Below are 20,403 nucleotides of genomic sequence, written 5' to 3'. Positions count from 1 at the left end.
AGTCGCGAACCCAGGAGGCGCCGTGAGCGCGAGGAGTGAGCCGGGGTTGCGAGCCCCGCAGTCGCGAACCGGGGTGGCGTCGTGAGTGGGCGCCGGACGGTGGTGACCGGCATCGGGGTGGTGGCACCCGGCGGCGTGACCCGGGACCGGTTCTGGAAGGCGATCACCGAGGGGCGTACCGCGACCCGCCGGATCACCTTCTTCGACCCGTCGCCGTTCCGATCCCGGATCGCCGCCGAGTGCGACTTCGACCCGGTCGCCGCCGGGCTCACCGAGGCCGAGCGGCGCCGCGCCGACCGGTACGTGCAGTTCGCGCTGGCCTGCGCCGCGGAGGCGGTCGCCGACGCCGGCCTGGCGCTGACCGAGGCCGAACGGGACCACGCCGGGGTGGTGCTCGGCACCGCCGTGGGCGGCACCATGGCGCTGGAGCAGGAGTACGTGACGGTGAGCGACACCGGCCGCCGGTGGCTGGTCGACCACGCCCGCGGCGGCCCGTACCTCTACCAGGCGCTGGTGCCCAGCAGCCTGGCCGCCGACGTGGCCTGCCGGTACGGCCTGCACGGCCCGGCCCAGGTGGTCTCCACCGGCTGCACCTCCGGCATCGACGCCATCGGCTACGCCCACCAGCTGATCGTCGACGGCGAGGCGGACGTGGTGCTGGCCGGGGCCGCCGACTCGCCGATCTCCCCGGTCACCGTGGCCTCCTTCGACGCGATCAAGGCGACCAGCCCGGACAACGACGACCCGGCGCACGCCTCCCGGCCGTTCGACGCCGACCGGCACGGCTTCGTGCTCGCCGAGGGGGCGGCGGTGCTGGTGCTGGAGGAGGCCGAGCACGCCCGGCGGCGCGGCGCGCACGTCTACTGCGAGGTGGCCGGCTACGCCAGCCGCAGCAACGGCTTCCACATGACCGGGCTGCGGCCGGACGGGGTGGAGATGGCGCTGGCCATCACCGCCGCGCTGGGCCAGGCCCGGATCGCCCCGGAGCAGGTCTGCTACGTCAGCGCGCACGGCTCCGGCACCCGGCAGAACGACCGGCACGAGACGGCGGCGTTCAAGCGGGCGCTCGGCCAGACCGCGTACCGGGTGCCGATCAGCTCGATCAAGTCGATGGTGGGGCACTCGCTCGGCGCGATCGGCTCGATCGAGATGGCGGCGTGCGCGCTGGCCATCGAGTACGGCGTGGTGCCGCCGACGGCCAACTGGGCCACCCGGGACCCGGAGTGCGACCTGGACTACGTGCCGAACGAGGCCCGCGAGTTGCCGGTGGACGTCGCCCTCTCGGTGGGCAGCGGCTTCGGCGGCTTCCAGTCCGCCATGGTGTTTCGCCGGCTGCCGCGGACGGTGCCGGCGTGACCGCCCGGGCCGTCGTCACCGGGATCGGCGTGGTGGCGCCCAGCGGCGTCGGCGCGGACGCGCACTGGCGGAGCGTGCTGGCCGGCACCCGCCGGACCGGGCCGATCACCCTCTTCGACCCGGCCGGCTACCCCACCCGGTACGGCGGCGAGGTGTCCGGCTTCGACGCGGCCGGCTACGCCGACAACCGCCGGCTGGTGCAGACCGACCGGTGGACGCACCTGGCGTTCGCCGCCACCCGGCTGGCGCTGGCCGACGCCGGACTGCCCGAGCGGGCTCCCGACCCGTACGGCTGGGCGGTCACCCTGGCCAGCTCGTCCGGCGGGAACCTGTTCGGCCAGCGGGAACTGCAACGGCTCTGGGGGTCGCCGGCGCGGACCGTCGGGGCGTACCAGTCGATCGCCTGGTTCTACGCGGCCAGCGTCGGCCAGCTCTCCATCCACCACCAGTTCAAGGGGCCGTGCGGGGTGCTGGCCGCCGAGTCCGCCGGCGGCCTGGACAGCCTGGCGCACGCGGTGCGCACCATCCGCCGGGGCACCCCGGTGGTTCTCGCCGGGGCGACCGAGTGCCCGCTGAGCCCGTACGCGCTGGCCTGCCAGCTGCGCTCCGGGCTGCTCAGCGACGTCGCCGACCCGGAGCGGGCGTACCGGCCGTTCGACGCCGCCGCCAGCGGCTACCTGCCGGCCGAGGGCGGCGCGGTGTTCGTGGTGGAGGAGCTGGGGCGGGCGCTGGCCCGAGGCGCCCGGATCTACGGCGAGGTGACCGGCTGGGGCGCCACCCACGACGGCGTGCACACCGGACCGGACGGCGCCGGCGACCCCCGGCAGTACGCCCGGGCCATCCGGCTGGCCCTGGACCGGGCCGGGGTCGAGCCGGCGGCGGTGGACGTGGTGCTGCCCGACGCGCTGGGCGTGCCCCGCTACGACCGCGCCGAGGCGGCCGCGCTGCGTGCCGTCTTCGGCACCCGCCCGCCGCCGGTGACCACGCAGAAACCGCTCACCGGCCGGGCCCACCAGGGCGGTTCCGCGGTGGACGTGGCGACCGCGCTGCTCGCCTTCCGGCACGACACGCTGCCCGCCTCGGCCGGGCCGGACGAGGTGGCCGACGGCTGCGAGCTGGATTTCCTGCGGACGCATCGGCGGCCGGCGAGCCGGACCGCCCTGGTCTGCGCGCGGGGCTTCGACGGTTTCAACAGTGCCCTGGTGCTGCGCGGCGCGGCGCCGGCGGAAGGAGTGGCGTGATGAGCGACCAGCGGGCCCGGGTGGTCTTCCTGGTGCGGGTGCCGGCGGCTCGCACCGAGGCGTTCCTCGCCGCGTACGAGCAGATCCGGCACCAGGTCGCCGGTGGGGTGCCGGGGCACCTGGTGGACCAGGTCTGCCGCTCGGCCACCGACCCGGAGCAGTGGCTGATCACCAGCGAGTGGGCGGCGCTGGCCGACTTCGAGCGGTGGGAACGCAGCCCGGAGCACCGCGACCTGGTCCGGCCAATGCGGGAGTGCTTCACCGACGCCCGGTCGCTGCGCTTCCACATCCACGCCCAGACGCCGGCCGGGACGCCGGCCTGAACCCCGCCGCCGCCGGCCCGCCCGTCGCCGGGGCGGCCGGCCGCCGGATCCGGTGGCAGGCTGCGGGGATGAGCGAACGTGACCTGCCCGCGTTGACCCGGGCCGAGCGGGAACTCGTCGAGCGGTACCTGCGCATCGTCGACCTGGTGGCCCGGCTGAATCCGGCCCGGGACAGCGGGCACTTCGACCCGCTCGGCTGCGTGGTCGCCGCGCAGGCCCTGGCGGCCGAGGCGAAGGCGGTGGCCGCGGTGGCCGAACTGATGCGCGAGCGCGGGGAGACCGAACTGCACGCCGGCACGCTGGCCCGCGCGATGCGCGCGCTGGACGGCGAGCGGCGCACCGCCCGGGTGGTCCTGCCACCGGCGCCCTGACCCCGCCGCCCGCCCGGTCCGTCGGGCGGCCGCGCGGGCGGCCGCGCCGGGCGGTCCGTCGGGCGACCGCGCCGGGCGGTCCGTCGGGTGGCTGCCGGCAGGGGTGCGACCCGACGCCACACCGCGGTCGCCTCGCCAGGGTCGAGCCGTCCACACGATGCCGCCGGCCCGGCAGGGTCCGCGGACCCGCCCCTGCCGGCCCCGCCCCCGCCGGGCCGGGCCGGTCGAAGAACGCCATCGGCCGTCCGGTCGGCAGTGCCCGCCATCCGCACGATGGGTCATCACTCGGTAGCGCTCGGTGGGCATACGGGGTTGATCCTGCCCCGTCGAACGGGCCGTCGGCAATCCGGCCAGCCGCTCGTTTTGATCTAGCCATTTGCATGTGGCAATGGATCCGAGCGGCGGCGTACGGTTCCCCCGCAGCACCCCGACAAGCACTCTTCCTGGGCGGATCCCGCCCTGTCCCATGCTGGGCGGTGACGGCGGTGACCATGGACCGGTCGACAGGAAACCCGTTGGTGACGGACCCGGAATGGGTCGACGAGGTGCTGCTGGCCGGCCCGGCCGACGCCGTCTGCCTGCGGCTGCCGGCACCGGTCGGCCGGGCCGCCCTGCGCCGGCTGGTCGCTGAGGCGCAGGCCGGGCTGGTCGACGCCGGGCTGCGTCCCGGCGGGGCCGCCGCGCTGCGGCTGCCGCCCTCGCTGGCGTACGTGGTGCACCTGCTGGCCACCTGGCGGCTCGGCGCGCAGGCGATCCTGCTCGACCACCGGCTCACCGACCACGAGGTCGACCGGGCGCTGCGCCGGCTCACCCCGCAGGTGGTGGTGGCGCCGGTGCGCACCTCCGGCGGGGCGCTGCGCGTCTTCGTCGACGTCACCGCCGGCGTCACCGGCTACGCCGACCGGCCCGCGGGCAGCGGGCACGCGGTGATCCAGCTCAGCTCCGGCTCTACCGGGCCGTCCAAGGTGATCGGCCGCACGGCCGCCGACCTGGTCGCCGAGGTGCACCGCTACACCCGGATCGACGGGGTGGCGCTGCCCGGCGAGCGGATCGTCCTGCTGCCCTCGATGGTGCACGTGCTCGGCCTGGTCGGTGGCCTGCTCTACGCCCTGCACGCCGGCGTCGAGCTGGTCCCGCCGGAGCGGCTCAGCGGCGACGCCGTGCTCGCCGCCGTCGCCGCCGCCGACACCCCGGCCACCGTGCTCGGCGTGCCGTTCCACATCGGACTGCTCGCCTCCACCCGGCCGGGTCGGCCGCTGCCCCAGTTCAAGCGGATGACCACCGGCGGGGAACTGGTCCCGGCGGCGGTCGCCCGGGCGTTCACCGACCGCTTCGGCGTGCCGCTGGGCAACATGTACGGGATGACCGAGGTCGGGGTGATCGGCACCGACCTGTACGGGCGGCACCGGCCGGCCATCGCCCCGGCGCCCGGCATCGCGGTCCGCGCGGTCGACGGCGAACTTTGGGTCAGCTGCCCCGCCTCGCCGTACGTCGGGCTCAGCGACCCGACCCGGTGGTCCGACGGTTGGCTGCGTACCCGCGACGCCGGCACGGTCGACCCGGACACCGGCCTGGTCACCGTCCGCGGCCGGCTCGACTCGCAGGTCTCGGTGGGCGGGATGAAGGTCGACCTCACCGAGGTGGAGACCAGCGTCGCCGAGCTGCCCGGGGTGGCCGCCGCGGTGGTGGTCTGGGACGACGGCATCACCGCGTACGTGCAACCGGACGGGCCGCTGTCGGAGGAGACGCTGGACAAGCTGCTCGCCGAGCGGCTGGCCGGCTACAAACGCCCGCGCGTGCTGCGGCTGCTCGATCAGCTGCCCCGCACCACCACCGGCAAGCTGGTCCGCTCCCGGGACGCGCTGCGCTCGGCGGCGACGTCGTGACCGGCCCGCTGTACCAGCCCGACGTCACTCACGACCACCTCGACGCCACCGCCCGCGCAGACGGGGTCGGCGACCGCCACCGCCACCACCAGCTCCCGGTCCACCGCCGGGTGCCCGACCCGCAGGTCGGCCCGGCCGGGCACCGGCCGCAGCAGGTCGGCGCCGGGATCCTCGGGCAGCGGCACCGGCCGGCGCAGGCCGCCACCGCGCAGCCCCACCCCGAGCGCCTTGCCCACCGCCTCCTTGGCGGTCCACAGCCGCAGGAAGTCGACCGCCCGGCCCCCGGCCGGCCGGGCGGCCAGCCAGGCCACCTCGTCCGGGGCGTACCAGCGGCGGGCCAGCGCCAGCGCGGGCAGCTCCCGGCGGCACTCGACGTCGATCCCCACCGGACCGGCCCGGCGGGCGGCGACCAGCACCACCGCGCCCGCGCGGCTGACGCTGACCGGCAGCGTGACCTCCCCGCCGCCCGGCGCGGCCGCGCCGACCAGCGGCCGCCCGCCGCGGGTGCGCCCGACCACGATCTCCGCCTCCGCGCGGCCGAGCAGCGTGGCCCCCGCCCGCCGCAGCAGCCGCCCGGCCGGCCCCGGCCGACCGCCGGCGCCCCGGCCGACCCACACGTGCACGGTGTCCCGATCGGGCACCGGTAGCTGGCTCACGGAAAGAGGTTAACCATGTCAACCGAGGTCCGCGCCTTCGTCATCGAGCAGCTCGCCGACATGAACTACGACGTCGAGGGGATCGACGACGACACCACCCTCGGCCCGTCCGGAGTGGACCTGGAGTCGCTGGCCCTCGCCGACCTGGCCGTCCGGGTGGAGGACCGCTACGGGCTGAAGTTCGCCGACGACGAGTCGGAACAGCTCGCGCTGATGACCGTCGGCGAGTTCACCGCGCTGGTCGCCGACCGCGTCGCCACCGCGACCAGCGACCAGTCCTGATGACCGGGCGGCCCGACCTGGGGCGAGCCGACCTGGTGGCGATGCTCGCCGAGCTCACCGCGAAACCGGCCGCCGAGGTGCCCGAGCGGATCGGCTCGATGGAGCTGGCCTGGCTGGTGCACCTGGTGGAGCAGCGCTACGAGCGGCCGCTCGACCTCACCGACGACCAGCTCGCTCGGATCCGTACCGTCGACGACGCCCTGGCGGTCTTCCGGACCTCCCTGACCGTCGCCGCCGATGGCTGAGGCGGCGGCCGTCCAGCTCACCGGCGTACACGCGACCAGCGCCCTCGGTCGGGGCGCGGCGGCGCAACTGGCCGGCGTGCTGGCCGGGGCGGCGGCCTTCCGGCCGGTCCGCCGCTTCGACACCGGCGCCCGGCGGGTGGACGCGGCGGCCACCCTGCCCGAGGTGGGCGACCTCCCCGACGAGCTGGCCGAGTCGGTGACCGAGGCCTGCCGGGCGGCCGGGCTGGACGCCGCCCGGCGGGCGGGCTGCGCGTTGCTGCTGGCCGTGCACGGCGGCCCGGGTGTCCCGGCGCTCGCCGGCACCCTCGCCGGCTGGACCGGCCTCGGCGGCCCGACCCGGGTCTACACCACCGCCTGCGTCTCGGCGACCAGCGCGGTGGCCGACGCGGCGGCCCTGATCCGGCGCGGGGACGCCGACCGGGTGGTGGTCGCCGCCGGTTACCTGGTCGAGCCGGACCAGTACGCCCTCTTCGACGCCGGCCGCGCGCTCGCCACCGACGGCGCGGTACGCCCGTTCAGCGCCGGCCGCACCGGGCTGCTGCTCGGCGACGGCGTCGCCGCGGTGGTGCTGGAGTCCGCCCGGCGCGCCCGCCGGCCGCTGGCCGACCTGCTCGGCTGGGCCCGCGCCGGCGACGCGTACCACCCGTGCCAGCCGCACCCGGCCGGCCGCGGCATGGCCCGCGCGGTCGGTGCGGCGCTGACCCGGGCCGGACTGCCGGCCGAGGCGGTCGGCTACGTCAACGCCAACGCCACCGGCACCGGCCACAGCGACGCCGCCGAGGCCGTGGCCCTGCGCGCGGCGCTGGGCCCGGCGGCGACCGCCGTCCCGGTCAGCTCCACCAAGGCCCTGCACGGGCACGCGCTGGAGGCGTCCGGACTGCTCGAACTGGTGGTCACCGTGCTGGCGCTGCGGCACGGGAAGTTGCCGGTCAACGCCGGCTGGCTCGGGCCCGACCCGGACTGCCCGCTGGACGTGATCCGGGACGCGCCCCGACCCGCCGCCACCCGGTACGCGCTGACCCTCAACGCCGCCTTCGGCGGCGCCAACACCGCCCTGCTGGTCGGTGCGGCGTGACCGGGCCGGACCGGGCGACCAGGCTCGCCGTGCTGGCCGAGGCGGCCTGGCCGGAACCCGGCGACGGCCCGCCGCCGCCGCTGCCCGGCTACCTGCACTCGGCGTTCAACCCGCTGGTCGCGGCGGTGGCGGAGCGCTGCCTCACCCGCGCCCACCGGGCCGTGCCCGCGCCGGACGGCGCGCGGTGCGCGATCGTGCTGGTCAGCGCGGACGGCGACCGGGCCAGCGCGGCGCACGTGCGGGCCACCGTGGCCGCCGGCCGCCGGCCCGGGCCGCTGTTCTTCTTCCAGTCCGTGCCCAACAGCGTGGCCGGGCACGTGGCCGCCCGCTGGGGGCTGGCCGGGCCGGTGCTCTGCCTCGCGCCCACCGGCGACCCACGGGCCGACGGGATCGCCGCGGCCGACCTGCTGGTGCACGACGGCGACGCCGACGCGGCGTTGCTGGTCCTGATCGACGACGCACCCGACGACGCCGGCACGGCCTCGGCCGTCGCGGTGCTGCTGGGGGGAGGAGACACCCGATGAGGAGCAGGGGACTGCGCGGCCGGCTGGCCGCCGACGAGCGGGTCGGCGCCGGCAACGTGCTGGCCCGGGTGCTGGCGCACGGCGCCGACCCGGACGGGCCGGGCCTCACCTTCGACACCGCCGTCGACGGCCACCCGGCCGAACACCCGCTCACCCTCGGCCGGCTCGACCAGCGGGTCGCCGCCCGGGCCGCCTGGCTGCACGCCCGGGGGATCGGGCCGCGCGATCCGGTAGCGGTCTGGGCCACCGCCGCCGCCGACATGGTGCTCAGCTACCTCGCGCTGACCCGGCTCGGCGCGATCCCGGCGCTGATGAACGGCAAGCTGCGCCCGGAGATCGCCGCCGAGTACATCCGCCGGCTGCGCGGCGTCGGGGTGCTCGCCGACGACCCGCACGCCGCCCTGCTGGCCGGGCACGAACTCGGCGTACCGGTGCTCGGCAGCCCCGCCGAGGCGGGCGCCGGCGACCCGGCCGCCGCCCCCGCGCACTACCGGCACCACCCCGACGACCCGGTGGTGGTCACCCACACCTCCGGCACCACCGGGGTGCCCAAGGCGGTGCTGCACTCGCACGCCAGCCTCTTCGCCGCCACCCGGCACCTGCTCACCATGCCGCAGGCCCAGGGCACCAGCCGGATCCTCAACGCGCTGCCCGCCCCGCACACCGCCACCGTGCTCATGGTCAACCAGGCGCTCGGCAACCGGGCGGAGATGTTCCTCCTCTCCGAGCAGGGCGGCGAGCGGGTGCTCGACGCGATCCAGCGCTGGCGCCCGGACGGGGTGTTCGGCTTCTCGGTGACCTGGGCCGAACTGGCCCGCTTCGACCTGTCCGGGTACGACCTGGACTCGGTGCGGCTGTGGTTCAACACCGGGGACTGCTCGCACGAGCCGCACATCCGCCGGCTGGTCGCGGTCGGTTCCCGGGACACCGTCACCCGCGACGGGGTGGTCCGGGTGCCCGGCTCGGTCTTCATCGACGGCCTCGGCTCCAGCGAGATGGGGCACTCGATGTTCCACATCACCCACCGCACCGACACCGACCGGTACGGCCGCTGCATCGGCCGGCCGTACCGGTTCACCAGGGTGGCGGTGCTCGACGAGCGCGGCGACCCGGTGCCGCCCGGGCAGCCCGGCTGGCTGGGCATCGACTCGCCGTCGCTGTTCCGCGGCTACTGGAACGACTCGGTCACCACCTACCGGTTCCGCCAACGCGGCTGGTACCTCACCGGCGACCTGGTCTACGCCGACGCCGACGGCCGGTACTACCACCTGGACCGGGCCGTCGACTCGGTCGACGCCGGCGACGGGCGGCGGTTCTACACCGCGATGTCCGAGGAACGGATCCTCGCCGCCTGCCCGGACGTCACCGACTGCACAGTGGTGATCGTCGCCGACGGCGGCACCGTGGTCACCGACGTGCTGCTGGAACTCGCCGCCGGCGCCGACCCGGCGCAGGACCGCACCGAGCGGGTCCGCGCCGCGCTCGGCCCGGACGTCGGGGCCACCCTGCGCCGGGTGGTGCCGGTCCGCGCCGCCGACATCCCGGTCACCGTGACCGGCAAGGTACGCAAGGTCGCGCTGCGCGAGCGTTATCTCACCGGGGTTCCGTCGTGACCGCCGTGATCACCGGGATGGGGCTGTTCACCCCGGTCGGGCGCGGCGTCGCCGCCACCTTCGACGCGCTCTGCGCCGGCCGGTCCGGGCTGGCCCGCCCGCCGGCCGGGCACCCCGCCGCCGACTGCCTGGAGGTGGCCGGCCTGCTCCCGCCGGTCGACCCGCGCTCCGTCGCGTCCGGCCCGGAGACCCGGGTGCTGGACCGGATCGTGGTGCTCGCCCTGCACGCCGCGGCCGACGCGCTCGCCGACGCCGGCATCGAGGTGGGCCGGGACGTCGACCCGGGCCGGATCGCGGTGATCGTCGGCGGGGTGGGCGGCATGTCCACGCTGGAGGAGCAGGTGCTGGCCCGGGCCGCCCGGGGGCGGGCGGCGGTCAGCCCGTACCTGCTCACCGGGATCCTGCCGAACATGCCGTCGGCCCGGATCGCTATCCGGTACGGCATCCGCGGCTACAGCTCCTCGGTCGGCACCGCCTGCGCCTCCGGCGCCCAGGCGGTCGCCGACGCGGTCCGGCTGATCCGGGCCGGGGAGGCGGACGTGGTGCTCTGCGGGGCCAGCGAGGCGCCGCTCTTCCCCACCTTCGCGGACACCTTCGGCAACGCCCGGGCGCTCGCCCGGGGCTGGGCCGACCCGGCCGCCGCGAGCCGGCCGTTCGACACCCGGCGCAACGGCTTCGTGCTCGCCGAGGGGGCGGCGCTGCTGGTACTGGAGCGCGCCGAGCACGCCGCCGCCCGGGGCGCCACCGGCTACGCCGAGGTGGCCGGCTACGGGGCCACCACCGACGCGTACCACCCGACCGCGCCACGACCGGACGGCGCGGGCGCCGCCGAGTGCATGCGGCGGGCGCTGGCCAGCGGCGGCGTGCCGGCCGCCCGGGTCGGCTACGTCAACGCGCACGGCACCGGCACCAAGCTCGGCGACATCGCCGAGACCACCGCGCTGGCGGAGGTCTTCGGGGCGTACGGGGTGCCGGTCAGCTCCACCAAGGCGCTCACCGGGCACCTGCTCGGCGCGTCCGGCGTACTGGAGGCGGCGGCCACCGCGCTGGCGCTCGGCCGCGGGCTGCTGCCGCCGACGCACAACCTGGACGACCCGGATCCGGCCTGCCCGGCCGACCACATCCGCAAGGAGCCCCGGGCGACGGAGACGGAGTACGCGCTGACCAACTCCTTCGGCTTCGGCGGCCAGAACGTGAGCCTGCTGCTCGCGCGGGCCGCCCGGCCGGGGAGGTGACCGGCGGCACCTACCCGCGGGCGGGGCGCGCCCGACGGCAGAGCACGGGGGGAAGGGCTGATGAGATGGACATCCGTGGAATCGACCACATCGAACTCTACGTGGGGGACGCGCGGCAGGCCGCCTTCTACTTCGGCCGCGCGGTCGGCTTCCAGCCGTGCGGCCAGGGCGGCCCGGAGACCGGGCTGGCCGGCCGGCGCTCGCTGCTGCTGGGCCAGGGGGACATCCGGCTGGTGCTCACCACCGGGCTGACCGCCGAGCACCCGGCCGCCCGGTACGTGCAGCGGCACGGCGACGGCGTGGCGGTGGTGGCCGTCGAGGTGGACGACGCCGCCGGGGCGTACGCCGAGCTGGTGGCCCGGGGCGCGACCGGGGTGACCCCGCCGGAGACCTTCACCGGCGCGGACGCCGAGGTGGTCGTCGCCGAGGTGGGCGGCTTCGGCGACGTGCGGCACCGGCTGGTGGAGCGGCGCGGCGACCGGCGCGACTTCCTGCCCGGCGCGGTGGAGCCGACCCCGCCGCCCGCGGGCGGCGGCGACCCGCTGCTCGCCGAGATCGACCACCTGGCGGTCTGCGTGCCGCCGGGTCAGCTCGCCGAGACGGTCGGGCGGTACCGGGAGGTGTTCGGCTTCGCGGAGATCTTCACCGAGCACATCGAGGTCGACGGGCAGGCGATGAACTCCACGGTGGTGCAGAGCCCGTCCGGCCGGGTCACCCTGGTGCTGCTGGAGCCGGACCGCAGCCACCGGCCGGGGCAGATCGACGCCTTCCTCGACCAGCACGCCGGCGCCGGCGTGCAGCACCTGGGGCTGCGCACCGACGACATCGTCACCGCGGTCGGCGCGCTCGCCGCCCGGGGGGTGCGATTCGCGGCCACCCCGGGCAGCTACTACGACGAGCTGGAGGCCCGGGTCGGCCGGGTCGACGCGCCGCTGGACCGGCTGCGCGAGCTGGGCGTGCTGGTCGACCGGGACCACGCCGGGCAGCTGTTGCAGATCTTCACCGAGTCGATGCACGTGCGCCGCACCTTCTTCCTCGAACTGATCGAGCGGCGCGGGGCGCTGACCTTCGGCAGCGGCAACATCAAGGCGCTCTACGAGGCCAAGGAACGGGAGCTGGCCGCGACCGCGGCCGTACCGCAGGGGGTGGGTGCGTGACCACGACGGAGTTCGACCCGAGGCTGACCGCCGAGGAGGAGGCGCTGCTGCCCTCGGAGGAGGACGTGCGGTTCTACGCCGAGCACGGCTGGTACCTGTCGAAGAAGCTGCTCACCGACGAGGAGGTGGACGCCCTCGCGGCGGCCGCCGAGCGCTACTACGCCGGCGAGCGGGACCGCCGGCTGCCGGTCCGCCCGCCCAAGCTCGCCTACTGGGAGCCGGCCAAGGGCGCGGTGCAGCGGCACAACGACTACGTCCACCACGAGCACGACGGGCTCGCCGCGATCCTGCGCAAGCCGCTGATCGGCGCGGTCGCCGCCCGGCTGGCCCGGGCCGAGGAGATCCGCGTGTTCCAGTCCACGCTGATCTACAAGCCGCCGATCTCCGGCGAGCCGAGCAACATCGTGCCCTGGCACTTCGACAAGCACTACTGGGCGTCCTCGTCGTCGGAGAAGATGCTGACCGCGTTCATCCCCTTCCACGACTGCGGCGAGGAGATGGGCACCATCACCATGGTCGACGGCTCGCACCGCTGGCGGGAGATCGGCGCGGACGACACGGTGGTGCGGCACTTCGCCGAGCGCGACCGCGACCAGCTGGAGGAGATGCTCGCCGCGAACGCGGCGCACAACGGCGCCGAGATCCGCAAGGTCCCGATGGTGATCCCCAAGGGGCACATGAGCTTCCACCACTGCCGCACCTACCACGGCAGCGGCGCCAACGTCAGCGGCCGCCCCCGGCAGGCGATCTCGCTGCACCTGCAGGACGGCGACAACGCCTGGCGGGCGTACCGGCTCTCCGACGGCTCGCTCGCCGCGTACAACCACGACGTGCTGGTCCGCCGCACCGCCGACGGGCGGCCGGACTACGCGGACCCCGAATACTGCCCGGTCATCTGGCGCCACCGCGCCCAGCAGGGAGGCTGACATGTCACGGTACGACTGGGGCAAGACGCACCCGGGGATCGAGCGCCTGGAGCGGGCGGTCGCCGACCGCCGTGACGTGGTGGTCAAGCACCCGCTCTACGCCCACCTGGACACCCACGAGGCGCTGGTCACCTTCATGACCCACCACGTCTTCGCGGTCTGGGACTTCATGTCGCTGCTGAAGTCGTTGCAGCGGCAGCTCACCTGCGTCACCGTGCCGTGGATCCCGACCGGGCCGACCGGCAGCCGCCGGTTGATCAACGACATCGTGATGGTGGAGGAGAGCGACGAGCTCGGCGACGGCTACCTCAGCCACTTCGAGCTGTACGTGCGGGGCATGCGGGAGGCCGGCGCGGACACCACCGCGGTGGACCGGCTGGTCGAGCTGCTGCGCGCCGGCCGGCCGGTGGGCGCGGCGCTGGCCGAGGCCGGGGTGCCCGCCCCGTCGGCCGCGTTCGCCGCCACCACCTGGCGGATCATCGAGGACACCCCGGTGCACTGCCAGGCGGCGGCCTTCGCGTTCGGCCGCGAGGACCTGATCCCGGACATGTTCGCCCAGGTCGTCGCCGTGAACGAACGCAGCCGGCGGCTGCACCACTTCGTCGACTACCTGGAGCGGCACATCGAGGTCGACGGGGAGCAGCACACCCCGATGGCCATGCAGATGCTCGCCGACCTGTGCGGCGACGACGACGCGAAGTGGCAGCAGTGCGCGGACACGGTGAACACCGCGCTGGCCGCCCGGGCCCGGCTCTGGGACGACATCCTCGCCGCGATCACGGCGGGCCGCGGGCGGTGAGCGACGCCGACCGGGTCCGGCTCTACCGCACCGTCCGGCTGATCCGCCGGTTCGAGGAGCGGGCCATCGAGCTGGTCCGCGCCGGGCACATCGTCGGCGGCATCCACCCGTACCTCGGTCAGGAGGGGATCGCCGCCGGCGTGTGCGCCGCGCTGGGCGCCGACGACGTGATCGCCGGCACCCACCGCGGGCACGGGCACGTGCTGGCCAAGGGGGCCGACCCGGCCCGGATGCTCGCCGAGCTGTGCGGGCGGGCCAGCGGCCTGAACGCCGGCCGGGGCGGCTCGATGCACGCCGCCGACTTCGGCGTCGGCGTGCTCGGCGCCAACGCCATCGTCGGCGCGTCCGGGGCGATCGTCACCGGGGCGGTCTGGGCCCGCCGGCGCCGCGGCGCGGACACCGTCGGGGTGAGTTTCTTCGGCGACGGCGCGGTCAACGAGGGGATGCTGCTGGAGGCGTTCAACCTGGCCGCGCTCTGGCGGGTGCCGGTGCTGTTCGTCTGCGAGAACAACGGCTACGCCACCACCATGCCGGTCGCCGGCGCGGTGGCCGGCAGCATCACCGGGCGGGCCGCCGCCTTCGGCATGCCGGCCACCGTCGTGGACGGCCAGGACCCCGAGGCGGTACGCGCCGCCGCCACGGCGGCCGTCGCCCGGCTGCGCGCTGGCGGCGGCCCCGAGCTGATCGAGGCCACCACCTACCGGTTCGACGTTCACCACACCTTCGAGCACGCGGTACGCCTCGACTACCGCCCGCCCGACGAGGTGGCCCGGGGCCGGTCCCGGGACCCGGTGGCGATCCAGGGCGCCCGGCTGTCCACCGCCGACCGGGCCGCGGTGGACGCCGGGGTGGAGCGGGAGCTGGCGGCGGCGGTGGAGTTCGCCCTGGCCGGCCCCGAGCCGGACCCGGCCGACGCGCTGGCGCACCTGTACGCCAGCGGGCTCACCGCCCGCACCGGAGGTGGGTAGATGCCCCGGCTGTCCTACCGCAGGGCGCTCACCCGGGCGCTCGCCGACGAGCTGGCCCGCGACGAGACGGTCTTCCTGCTCGGCGAGGACATCCGGGTCGGCGCCGCGAACGTCACCGCCGGGCTGCTCAAGCGCTTCGGCCCGGAGCGGGTGCGGGACACCCCGCTGTCGGAGCAGGCGTTCACCAGCTTCGCCACCGGCGCCGCCCTGGCCGGGCTGCGCCCGGTGGTGGAGTTCCAGATCCCGTCGCTGCTGTTCCTGGTCTTCGAGCAGATCGTCAACCACGCGCACAAGTTCCCGCTGATGACCGGGGGGCAGTGCGCGGTGCCGGTGACCTACCTGGTGCCCGGCTCCGGCTCCCGTACCGGCTGGGCGGGGCAGCACTCCGACCACCCGTACAGCCTCTTCGCCCACGTCGGGGTGACCACGGTGGTGCCGGCCACCCCGGCGGACGCGTACGGGCTGCTGGTCTCGGCGGTGCGCTGCGACGACCCGGTGGTGGTCTTCGCCCCGGCCGGCGCGCTGGACGTCCGCGCCGACGTGGACTTCGCCGCCCTGGCCCCGGTGCCGCTCGGCCGGGGCCGGGTGCACCGGCCCGGCGACGACGTCACGGTGGTCGCGGTCGGGCACCTGGTGCACGACGCGCTCGCGGTCGCCGAGGAGCTGGCCGGCGAGGCGTCGGTGGAGGTCTACGACCCGCGCACGCTGTATCCGTTCGACTGGGACTCGCTCGCCGAGTCGGTGGCCCGCACCCGGCGGCTGGTGGTGGTCGACGACTCGAACCGGTCCTGCGGGATCGCTGGCGAGGTGATCGCCACGATGGTCGAGCGGGTGCCGCTGGTCGCGCCGCCGCGCCGGGTCACCCGCCCGGACGGCGCGGTGCTGCCGTTCGCCCCCGCGCTGGACCGGGCCGTGCAACCCGGCCGGGACCAGTTGCGTACCGCCATCCACCACGTGCTGAAGGACGGGTAGCCATGATCGACGTTGACCACCGCTGGCCGTCCGCCGCACAGGCGTGGCTGGACCTGCCCGCCGACGTACGGGCCGAGATGGTGGCCGCCGGGGCGAAGTCCTGGCGGGAGATCTTCGACGGCCGGGCCACGTACAACCGGCAGTGGCGGCTGGCCCGGCCGCCGGTGATGGACCGCGCCTCGCTGGACGTGCTCAACGCGGTCTGCGACCGGCTCGCCCAGCTCATCTTCGAGGCGTGCCGGCGACGCGCCGGCACGGCGGGGGAGCTGCGCCGGCTGCTCGGCGTGCCGGCCGGGGCGACCCGGTTGCTGGACGACGACGAGCCGCTGGGCGAGGAGCTGCTGGCCGCGTTCCGGCCGGACGTGCTGCTCTCCGGCGGGGTGCCGCGGGTGGTCGAGTACAACATCGACAGCAGCCTCGGCGGCGCGTTCGACGCCGACACCGTGGTCCGCCGGTTCGTCGACGTCTACCGGGCCCGGGGCCTCACCGACCGGGTCCCCCTGGCGGCGGCGCCGTCCGCGGTGGACCGCCGGTTCGCGGCGATCCGCGCCGGGCTGGGCCTGCCCGACGGGGCGCGGGTGGCCATGCTGCTCGACTTCGACGCCGAGTACCCGGGGCTGGACGACCCGCAGCGCTTCCTGCGGGTGCTCGCCCCGGTGGCCGAGCGGGCCGCCGCGTTCGGCCTGGACCTGGTGATCGCGCCGGTCTCCGGGGTGACGCTGGACGACGGCGACCGGCTGGTCGTCGACGGCGCGCCGGTCGACGGGGTGTTCCGGCTCTTCGTGCCCAACCGGGTCACCCCGAGCGCCGGGGTGGACGCGCTGGAGGCGGCCCTGGCCGCCGGGACGGTGCCGATGTGGGTGTCGGCCGCGGCCTGGCTGCTGGCCAACAAGCTCGGCTTCGCCTGGCTCTGGGCGGACGCCGACGCGCTCCCGGCCGCCGACCGCGCGCTCATCCACCGCTACGTGCCGCGTACCTGGGCGCTCACCCCGGAGCTGCTGGACCGGGCGGTGGCCGACCAGGCCGACCTGGTGGCGAAGCCGGCCGACGGCTCGGCCGGGGTGGACGTGCTGATCGGGCGGGAGTGCGCCGCCGACCGGTGGCGTGACGGGGTGCGGCGGTTCGCCGAGCGGGGCGGCTTCATCCTCCAGGAGTACGTCCCGGCGGACACCGTCCCGCTGGACTTCGTGCACATCGAGACCGGCGAGACGGTCAGCGCCGAGGTGCCCTACAGCATCGCGCCGTACCTGTTCGGCCGCCAGCCGGCCGGCGCCTGCATCCGCACCGGCTTCCCCGGCTGCGACGGCGTGCTCAACCTCGCCCGCGGCGTCCTCCTCTCCGGCCTCCTGGTAACCACCTGACCCACCCCCGCCCCCCACCCTGCCGGGTTGATCATGAAGTTGGTGCGGCTCGCCCCGGCGTGTCCCGTCCCCAACTTCATGATCAACGAGACGGGTCGGGGGTGGTGGCGGAGAGGAGGCGGTGGGCGAAGGTGCGGCAGGCCGCGGTGAGGTCGGGTGGGGCGTCGATGGTGAAGTCGGCGTCCAGGAAGGCGAGGTGGAGCAGCAGCCACTGCCAGGAGTCGACCGAGACGGTGACCCGGGCCCGCCGGTCGCCGACCGCCTCGATCTCGGCGTCGTGGTAGCGCAGCGCGTCCAGCACGGGCGCTGCCGGCGCCGCCACCACGAGGGTGACCCGTTGCCGGGTCCGGTCCAGGCCGCGGCGCAGGTACTCCAGCGCCGACCCGGCGGGCAGCGGCCGGCGGCGGTAGCCGGTGCCGGTGCGCAGCGGGTCGCCGACCCGGTCGAGCCGGAACACCCGCCAGTCCGCGCGGTCGAGGTCCCAGCCCAGCAGGTACCAGCGCAGGAGGTGGTGGACCTGCCGGTACGGCTCGACCCGCCGCCGGCTCCGCCCGCCCCGGGCGTCGGTGTAGTCGAACGTCACCACCTCGGCCCGGTCGATGGCCTCGGCGAGCAGGCCGACCTGCTCGGCGGCCACCGGCGGGGTCTCCTGCGCGCCCGTCTCCAGGCTCGCCCGGACGGAGGCCACCCGCGGGCGCAGCCGGGCCGGCAGGAACTGGTCCAGCTTGCCGTACGCGCGGGTGGCCGCCGCGTCGAGTCCGCCCGCCGTGGCCGGCCCGGTGGCGGCGAGCGAGGCGAGACCGAGCAGGGTGGCGATCGCCTCGTCGTCGTCGAGGACGAGCGGCGGCATGGTCCGGCCGGCCGCGAGCCGGTAGTAGCCGCCCGGCCCGGGCTGGGTGTCGACCGGGTAGCCGTAGCCGCGCAGCCGCTCGACGTCCCGACGCAGGGTGCGCGGGCTGACGCCGAGCCGCCGGGCCAGTTCGTCGCCGGTGAACGACCGGCCGCTCTGCAGGGTCGACAGCAGGGAGAGCATCCGCCCGGTCACATCCGCCACGACCCCATTCTTCCGGTGATCGAGGTCAGGATCCGGCCACATCTGCTCGTAGCGTCCCCGGCATGGACCACCGCAGCATCACCATCCGGGGCGCCCGCACCAACAACCTGGCCGCCCTCGACGTCGACGTCCCGCGCAACCGGCTGGTCGTCTTCGTCGGAGTGTCCGGGTCGGGCAAGTCGTCGCTGGTGTTCGACACCATCGCCGCCGAGGCGGGCCACCAGCTCAACGAGACCTTCCCGCCGTTCGCCCGCAACCGGCTGCCGAAGTGGACCCGGCCGGAGGTCGAGCACATCGGCGGCCTGTCGCCGGTGATCGTGGTCGACCAGCGCCGGATCGGCGGCAACGCCCGCTCGACGGTCGGCACCGTCACCGACGCCTGGACCTACCTGCGGCTGCTCTTCTCCCGGGTGGGCACGCCGCACGTCGGCGAGTCGAACCGGTTCTCCTTCAACGACCCGGCCGGCATGTGCCCGACCTGCTCCGGCCTCGGCGAGGTGGTGGCCAGCGCCGTCGACCGCTTCCTCGACCTGGACCGGTCGCTGGCGCAGGGGGCGATCCGGCTGCCCGGATTCGGCGACGGCGGCTACTGGTACGCCCAGTACGCCGACATCGGCACCTTCGACCCGCACACCCCGCTGCGCGAGTGGAGCCCGCAGGAACGGGCGGCGCTGCTGTACGGCGGGGAGGCCGCCGCGAAGCTGGGCCGCAAGCCCCCCAAGGCGTACGAGGGGGTGGTCGAGCGGTTCGAGCGGATCTACCTGCACACCTCCGACAGCCTCTCCGAGCGCAAGCAGGAGGTCATCCGCCGGTTCACCCGCTCGGAGGTCTGCCCGGAGTGCCACGGTGACCGGCTCAACGCGGCGGCCCGCACGGCCACCGTGCTCGGCCACACGATCGGCGAGCTGTCCCGGCTGGAGGTCACCGAACTGGCCGCAGTGGTCCGCGCCGTCACCGCCGCCCAGGTGGCGCCGGTGGTCGCGGCGCTGACCGCCCGCCTGGACGCGATCACCACCATCGGGCTCGGCTACCTCACCCTGTCCCGGCCGACCACGACCCTCTCCGGCGGCGAGTCGCAACGGATCAAGATGGTCAAGCACCTGGGTTCCAGCCTGGTCGAGATGACCTACCTGGTGGACGAGCCCACCGTCGGGCTGCACCCGGCCGACGTGGCGGCCACTGTCCGGTTGCTGGAGCAGCTGCGCGACCGGGGCAACAGCGTCCTGGTCGTGGAGCACGACCCGGCCGTGATGGCCCGCGCGGACCAGGTCGTCGAGATCGGACCGGGCGCCGGCGCCGACGGAGGTCGCCTGGTGTTCCAGGGCAGCTTCGCCGAGCTGCGCCGCGCCGACACCCCGACCGGGCGGGCACTGCGCGGGCGCCGGCCGGTGCGGCGGGAGCCACGGGTCGGCACCGGCCGCCTCACCGTCGCCGACGCCACCCGCAACAACCTGCGGCGGGTGACCGTGGCCGTACCGACCGGTGTGCTGACCGTGCTGACCGGGGTGGCCGGCTCCGGCAAGTCCAGCCTGGCCGCCGAGCTGGTGGCCCAGCACGCCGCGACGGTCATCGACCAGAGCCCGGTCAGCACCAACCGGCGCTCCACCCCGATCACCTACACCGGCATCGCGCCGGCGATCCGCCGGCTGTTCGCCGCGCACAACGGCGTGCCGGCCGGGCTGTTCAGCGCCAACTCCACCGGTGCCTGCCCGGACTGCCGGGGGCTCGGCATCATCCACACCGACCTGGCCTTCCTGGACGGGCAGGAGGTGGTCTGCGAGACCTGCCAGGGCCGGCGGTTCACCCCGGAGGTGCTCGGCTACACCGTCGACGGGCTGTCGATCGCCGACGTCGACGCGCTCACCGTGGACCAGGCCGTCGTGCGGCTGCCCGACCGGCAGATCGCCCGCGCGCTGCGCCACCTGGCCGACGTCGGGCTCGGCTACCTGCGGCTGGGCCAGTCGTTGAGCACGCTCTCCGGTGGGGAGTGTCAGCGGCTCAAGATCGCCAGGGAGCTCCGCGAGACGGAGCGGCCCACCACGTACGTGCTCGACGAGCCGACCACCGGCCTGCACCTGAGCGACGTCGACACCCTGCTGGCGATCCTCGACGGCCTCGTCGACCGGGGCCACACCGTCGTGGTCATCGAGCACAACCTCGACGTCATCCGCCGGGCCGACTGGCTCATCGACCTCGGCCCCGGCCCCGGCCGGCACGGCGGCACCGTGCTCTACGAGGGGCACGTCGCCGACTACACGGACCGGGACACCCCCACCTGCGCGGCGCTGACCGGCTCGGCGGCCGACGCCGAGCACCTGGCGGCCGCGCGCTGACGGCCGGGGATGCCGAGCGGCATCCG

20 protein-coding genes are annotated in these 20,403 nt (G+C 75.6%); 18 read left to right on the top strand and 2 right to left on the bottom strand.

Annotated features, from left to right (window positions below; translation table 11 throughout):
* The first annotated feature begins 81 nt into the window (after positions 1–81).
* The 5 genes from SM577_RS18370 (at position 82) to SM577_RS18350 (ending at position 5,177) form a co-directional block, all read left to right on the top strand.
* Entirely contained in the window at positions 82–1,356 is a 1,275-nt protein-coding gene (locus SM577_RS18370; protein ID WP_474580687.1) for a beta-ketoacyl-[acyl-carrier-protein] synthase family protein, read from the top strand.
* The gene (locus tag SM577_RS18365) at positions 1,353–2,597 is read left to right on the top strand and encodes a beta-ketoacyl synthase N-terminal-like domain-containing protein (RefSeq protein WP_302922230.1); all 1,245 of its coding nucleotides are present in this window, start codon (positions 1,353–1,355) and stop codon (positions 2,595–2,597) included. The genes SM577_RS18370 and SM577_RS18365 overlap by 4 nt, the downstream gene beginning before the upstream one ends.
* Positions 2,597–2,920: an antibiotic biosynthesis monooxygenase family protein gene (locus SM577_RS18360; RefSeq protein ID WP_302922231.1), complete on the top strand. Its 324-nt coding sequence runs from the start codon at positions 2,597–2,599 to the stop codon at positions 2,918–2,920. Before SM577_RS18365 ends, SM577_RS18360 begins: the two co-directional genes overlap by 1 nt.
* A 68-nt stretch (positions 2,921–2,988) precedes the next feature.
* Positions 2,989–3,291, top strand: a complete 303-nt coding sequence (locus SM577_RS18355; RefSeq protein WP_302922232.1) for a hypothetical protein — start codon at positions 2,989–2,991, stop codon at positions 3,289–3,291.
* A 518-nt stretch (positions 3,292–3,809) separates the two neighbouring features.
* A complete protein-coding gene (locus tag SM577_RS18350; protein ID WP_474587489.1) occupies positions 3,810–5,177 on the top strand; it encodes a class I adenylate-forming enzyme family protein in 1,368 nt (455 codons plus the stop codon).
* Here the strand turns inward: SM577_RS18350 and SM577_RS18345 are convergent.
* Positions 5,105–5,833: a 4'-phosphopantetheinyl transferase family protein gene (locus tag SM577_RS18345; RefSeq protein ID WP_474587488.1), complete on the bottom strand. Its 729-nt coding sequence runs from the start codon at positions 5,831–5,833 to the stop codon at positions 5,105–5,107. The genes SM577_RS18350 and SM577_RS18345 overlap by 73 nt on opposite strands.
* 15 nt (positions 5,834–5,848) lie before the next feature.
* Here SM577_RS18345 and SM577_RS18340 point away from each other — a divergent pair, with 15 nt between their 5' ends.
* From SM577_RS18340 to SM577_RS18285, 12 genes are all read left to right on the top strand, one after another.
* On the top strand, positions 5,849–6,115 hold the full coding sequence (locus SM577_RS18340) for an acyl carrier protein (RefSeq protein ID WP_474580690.1): 267 nt from the start codon (positions 5,849–5,851) through the stop codon (positions 6,113–6,115).
* Entirely contained in the window at positions 6,115–6,360 is a 246-nt protein-coding gene (locus tag SM577_RS18335; RefSeq protein WP_302922235.1) for an acyl carrier protein, read from the top strand. Before SM577_RS18340 ends, SM577_RS18335 begins: the two co-directional genes overlap by 1 nt.
* A complete protein-coding gene (locus SM577_RS18330; protein ID WP_474587487.1) occupies positions 6,353–7,435 on the top strand; it encodes a beta-ketoacyl-[acyl-carrier-protein] synthase family protein in 1,083 nt (360 codons plus the stop codon). Before SM577_RS18335 ends, SM577_RS18330 begins: the two co-directional genes overlap by 8 nt.
* Positions 7,432–7,959 carry a beta-ketoacyl synthase chain length factor gene (locus tag SM577_RS18325; RefSeq protein ID WP_474587486.1) on the top strand — a complete coding sequence of 176 codons (528 nt, stop codon included), beginning with the start codon at positions 7,432–7,434 and terminating at the stop codon, positions 7,957–7,959. The genes SM577_RS18330 and SM577_RS18325 overlap by 4 nt, the downstream gene beginning before the upstream one ends.
* The gene (locus SM577_RS18320; protein ID WP_474580693.1) at positions 7,956–9,572 is read left to right on the top strand and encodes a class I adenylate-forming enzyme family protein; all 1,617 of its coding nucleotides are present in this window, start codon (positions 7,956–7,958) and stop codon (positions 9,570–9,572) included. The genes SM577_RS18325 and SM577_RS18320 overlap by 4 nt, the downstream gene beginning before the upstream one ends.
* Entirely contained in the window at positions 9,569–10,807 is a 1,239-nt protein-coding gene (locus SM577_RS18315) for a beta-ketoacyl-[acyl-carrier-protein] synthase family protein (protein WP_474587485.1), read from the top strand. The genes SM577_RS18320 and SM577_RS18315 overlap by 4 nt, the downstream gene beginning before the upstream one ends.
* A 65-nt stretch (positions 10,808–10,872) precedes the next feature.
* On the top strand, positions 10,873–11,964 hold the full coding sequence (hppD, locus tag SM577_RS18310; protein ID WP_474587484.1) for a 4-hydroxyphenylpyruvate dioxygenase: 1,092 nt from the start codon (positions 10,873–10,875) through the stop codon (positions 11,962–11,964).
* Positions 11,961–12,890, top strand: a complete 930-nt coding sequence (locus SM577_RS18305) for a phytanoyl-CoA dioxygenase family protein (RefSeq protein WP_302922241.1) — start codon at positions 11,961–11,963, stop codon at positions 12,888–12,890. Before hppD ends, SM577_RS18305 begins: the two co-directional genes overlap by 4 nt.
* A gap of 1 nt (position 12,891) precedes the next feature.
* On the top strand, positions 12,892–13,689 hold the full coding sequence (locus SM577_RS18300) for a DUF3050 domain-containing protein (RefSeq protein ID WP_474587483.1): 798 nt from the start codon (positions 12,892–12,894) through the stop codon (positions 13,687–13,689).
* Positions 13,686–14,657, top strand: a complete 972-nt coding sequence (locus SM577_RS18295) for a thiamine pyrophosphate-dependent dehydrogenase E1 component subunit alpha (protein ID WP_474580696.1) — start codon at positions 13,686–13,688, stop codon at positions 14,655–14,657. The genes SM577_RS18300 and SM577_RS18295 overlap by 4 nt, the downstream gene beginning before the upstream one ends.
* Complete coding sequence (locus SM577_RS18290) at positions 14,658–15,629, top strand: alpha-ketoacid dehydrogenase subunit beta (protein ID WP_302922244.1); 972 nt, start codon at positions 14,658–14,660, stop codon at positions 15,627–15,629.
* 2 nt (positions 15,630–15,631) lie between these two features.
* Positions 15,632–16,990: an ATP-grasp domain-containing protein gene (locus SM577_RS18285; protein ID WP_474587482.1), complete on the top strand. Its 1,359-nt coding sequence runs from the start codon at positions 15,632–15,634 to the stop codon at positions 16,988–16,990.
* Between the two features lie 82 nt (positions 16,991–17,072).
* Here SM577_RS18285 and SM577_RS18280 read toward each other — a convergent pair whose 3' ends face one another.
* Entirely contained in the window at positions 17,073–18,044 is a 972-nt protein-coding gene (locus tag SM577_RS18280; protein ID WP_474587481.1) for a helix-turn-helix transcriptional regulator, read from the bottom strand.
* Between the two features lie 62 nt (positions 18,045–18,106).
* Here SM577_RS18280 and SM577_RS18275 point away from each other — a divergent pair, with 62 nt between their 5' ends.
* Positions 18,107–20,377 carry an ATP-binding cassette domain-containing protein gene (locus SM577_RS18275; RefSeq protein ID WP_302922247.1) on the top strand — a complete coding sequence of 757 codons (2,271 nt, stop codon included), beginning with the start codon at positions 18,107–18,109 and terminating at the stop codon, positions 20,375–20,377.
* Positions 20,378–20,403 lie beyond the last annotated feature (26 nt).

The sequence above is a fragment of the Micromonospora desertarenae genome (assembly GCF_056150265.1).
Note: the sequence above shows the minus strand (reverse complement) of the source record. Positions and strands in the feature narration are given on the sequence as shown.

Bases quoted from the DNA above. Each gene is read 5' to 3' on its own strand.
- SM577_RS18300 (WP_474587483.1), top strand. From the start codon at position 12,892: ATGTCACGGTACGACTGGGGCAAGACGCACCCGGGGATCGAGCGCCTG.
- SM577_RS18330 (WP_474587487.1), top strand. From the start codon at position 6,353: ATGGCTGAGGCGGCGGCCGTCCAGCTCACCGGCGTACACGCGACCAGC.
- hppD (WP_474587484.1), top strand. From the start codon at position 10,873: ATGGACATCCGTGGAATCGACCACATCGAACTCTACGTGGGGGACGCG.
- SM577_RS18335 (WP_302922235.1), top strand. From the start codon at position 6,115: ATGACCGGGCGGCCCGACCTGGGGCGAGCCGACCTGGTGGCGATGCTC.
- SM577_RS18320 (WP_474580693.1), top strand. From the start codon at position 7,956: ATGAGGAGCAGGGGACTGCGCGGCCGGCTGGCCGCCGACGAGCGGGTC.
- SM577_RS18275 (WP_302922247.1), top strand. From the start codon at position 18,107: ATGGACCACCGCAGCATCACCATCCGGGGCGCCCGCACCAACAACCTG.
- SM577_RS18340 (WP_474580690.1), top strand. From the start codon at position 5,849: ATGTCAACCGAGGTCCGCGCCTTCGTCATCGAGCAGCTCGCCGACATG.
- SM577_RS18355 (WP_302922232.1), top strand. From the start codon at position 2,989: ATGAGCGAACGTGACCTGCCCGCGTTGACCCGGGCCGAGCGGGAACTC.
- SM577_RS18360 (WP_302922231.1), top strand. From the start codon at position 2,597: ATGAGCGACCAGCGGGCCCGGGTGGTCTTCCTGGTGCGGGTGCCGGCG.
- SM577_RS18290 (WP_302922244.1), top strand. From the start codon at position 14,658: ATGCCCCGGCTGTCCTACCGCAGGGCGCTCACCCGGGCGCTCGCCGAC.
- SM577_RS18285 (WP_474587482.1), top strand. From the start codon at position 15,632: ATGATCGACGTTGACCACCGCTGGCCGTCCGCCGCACAGGCGTGGCTG.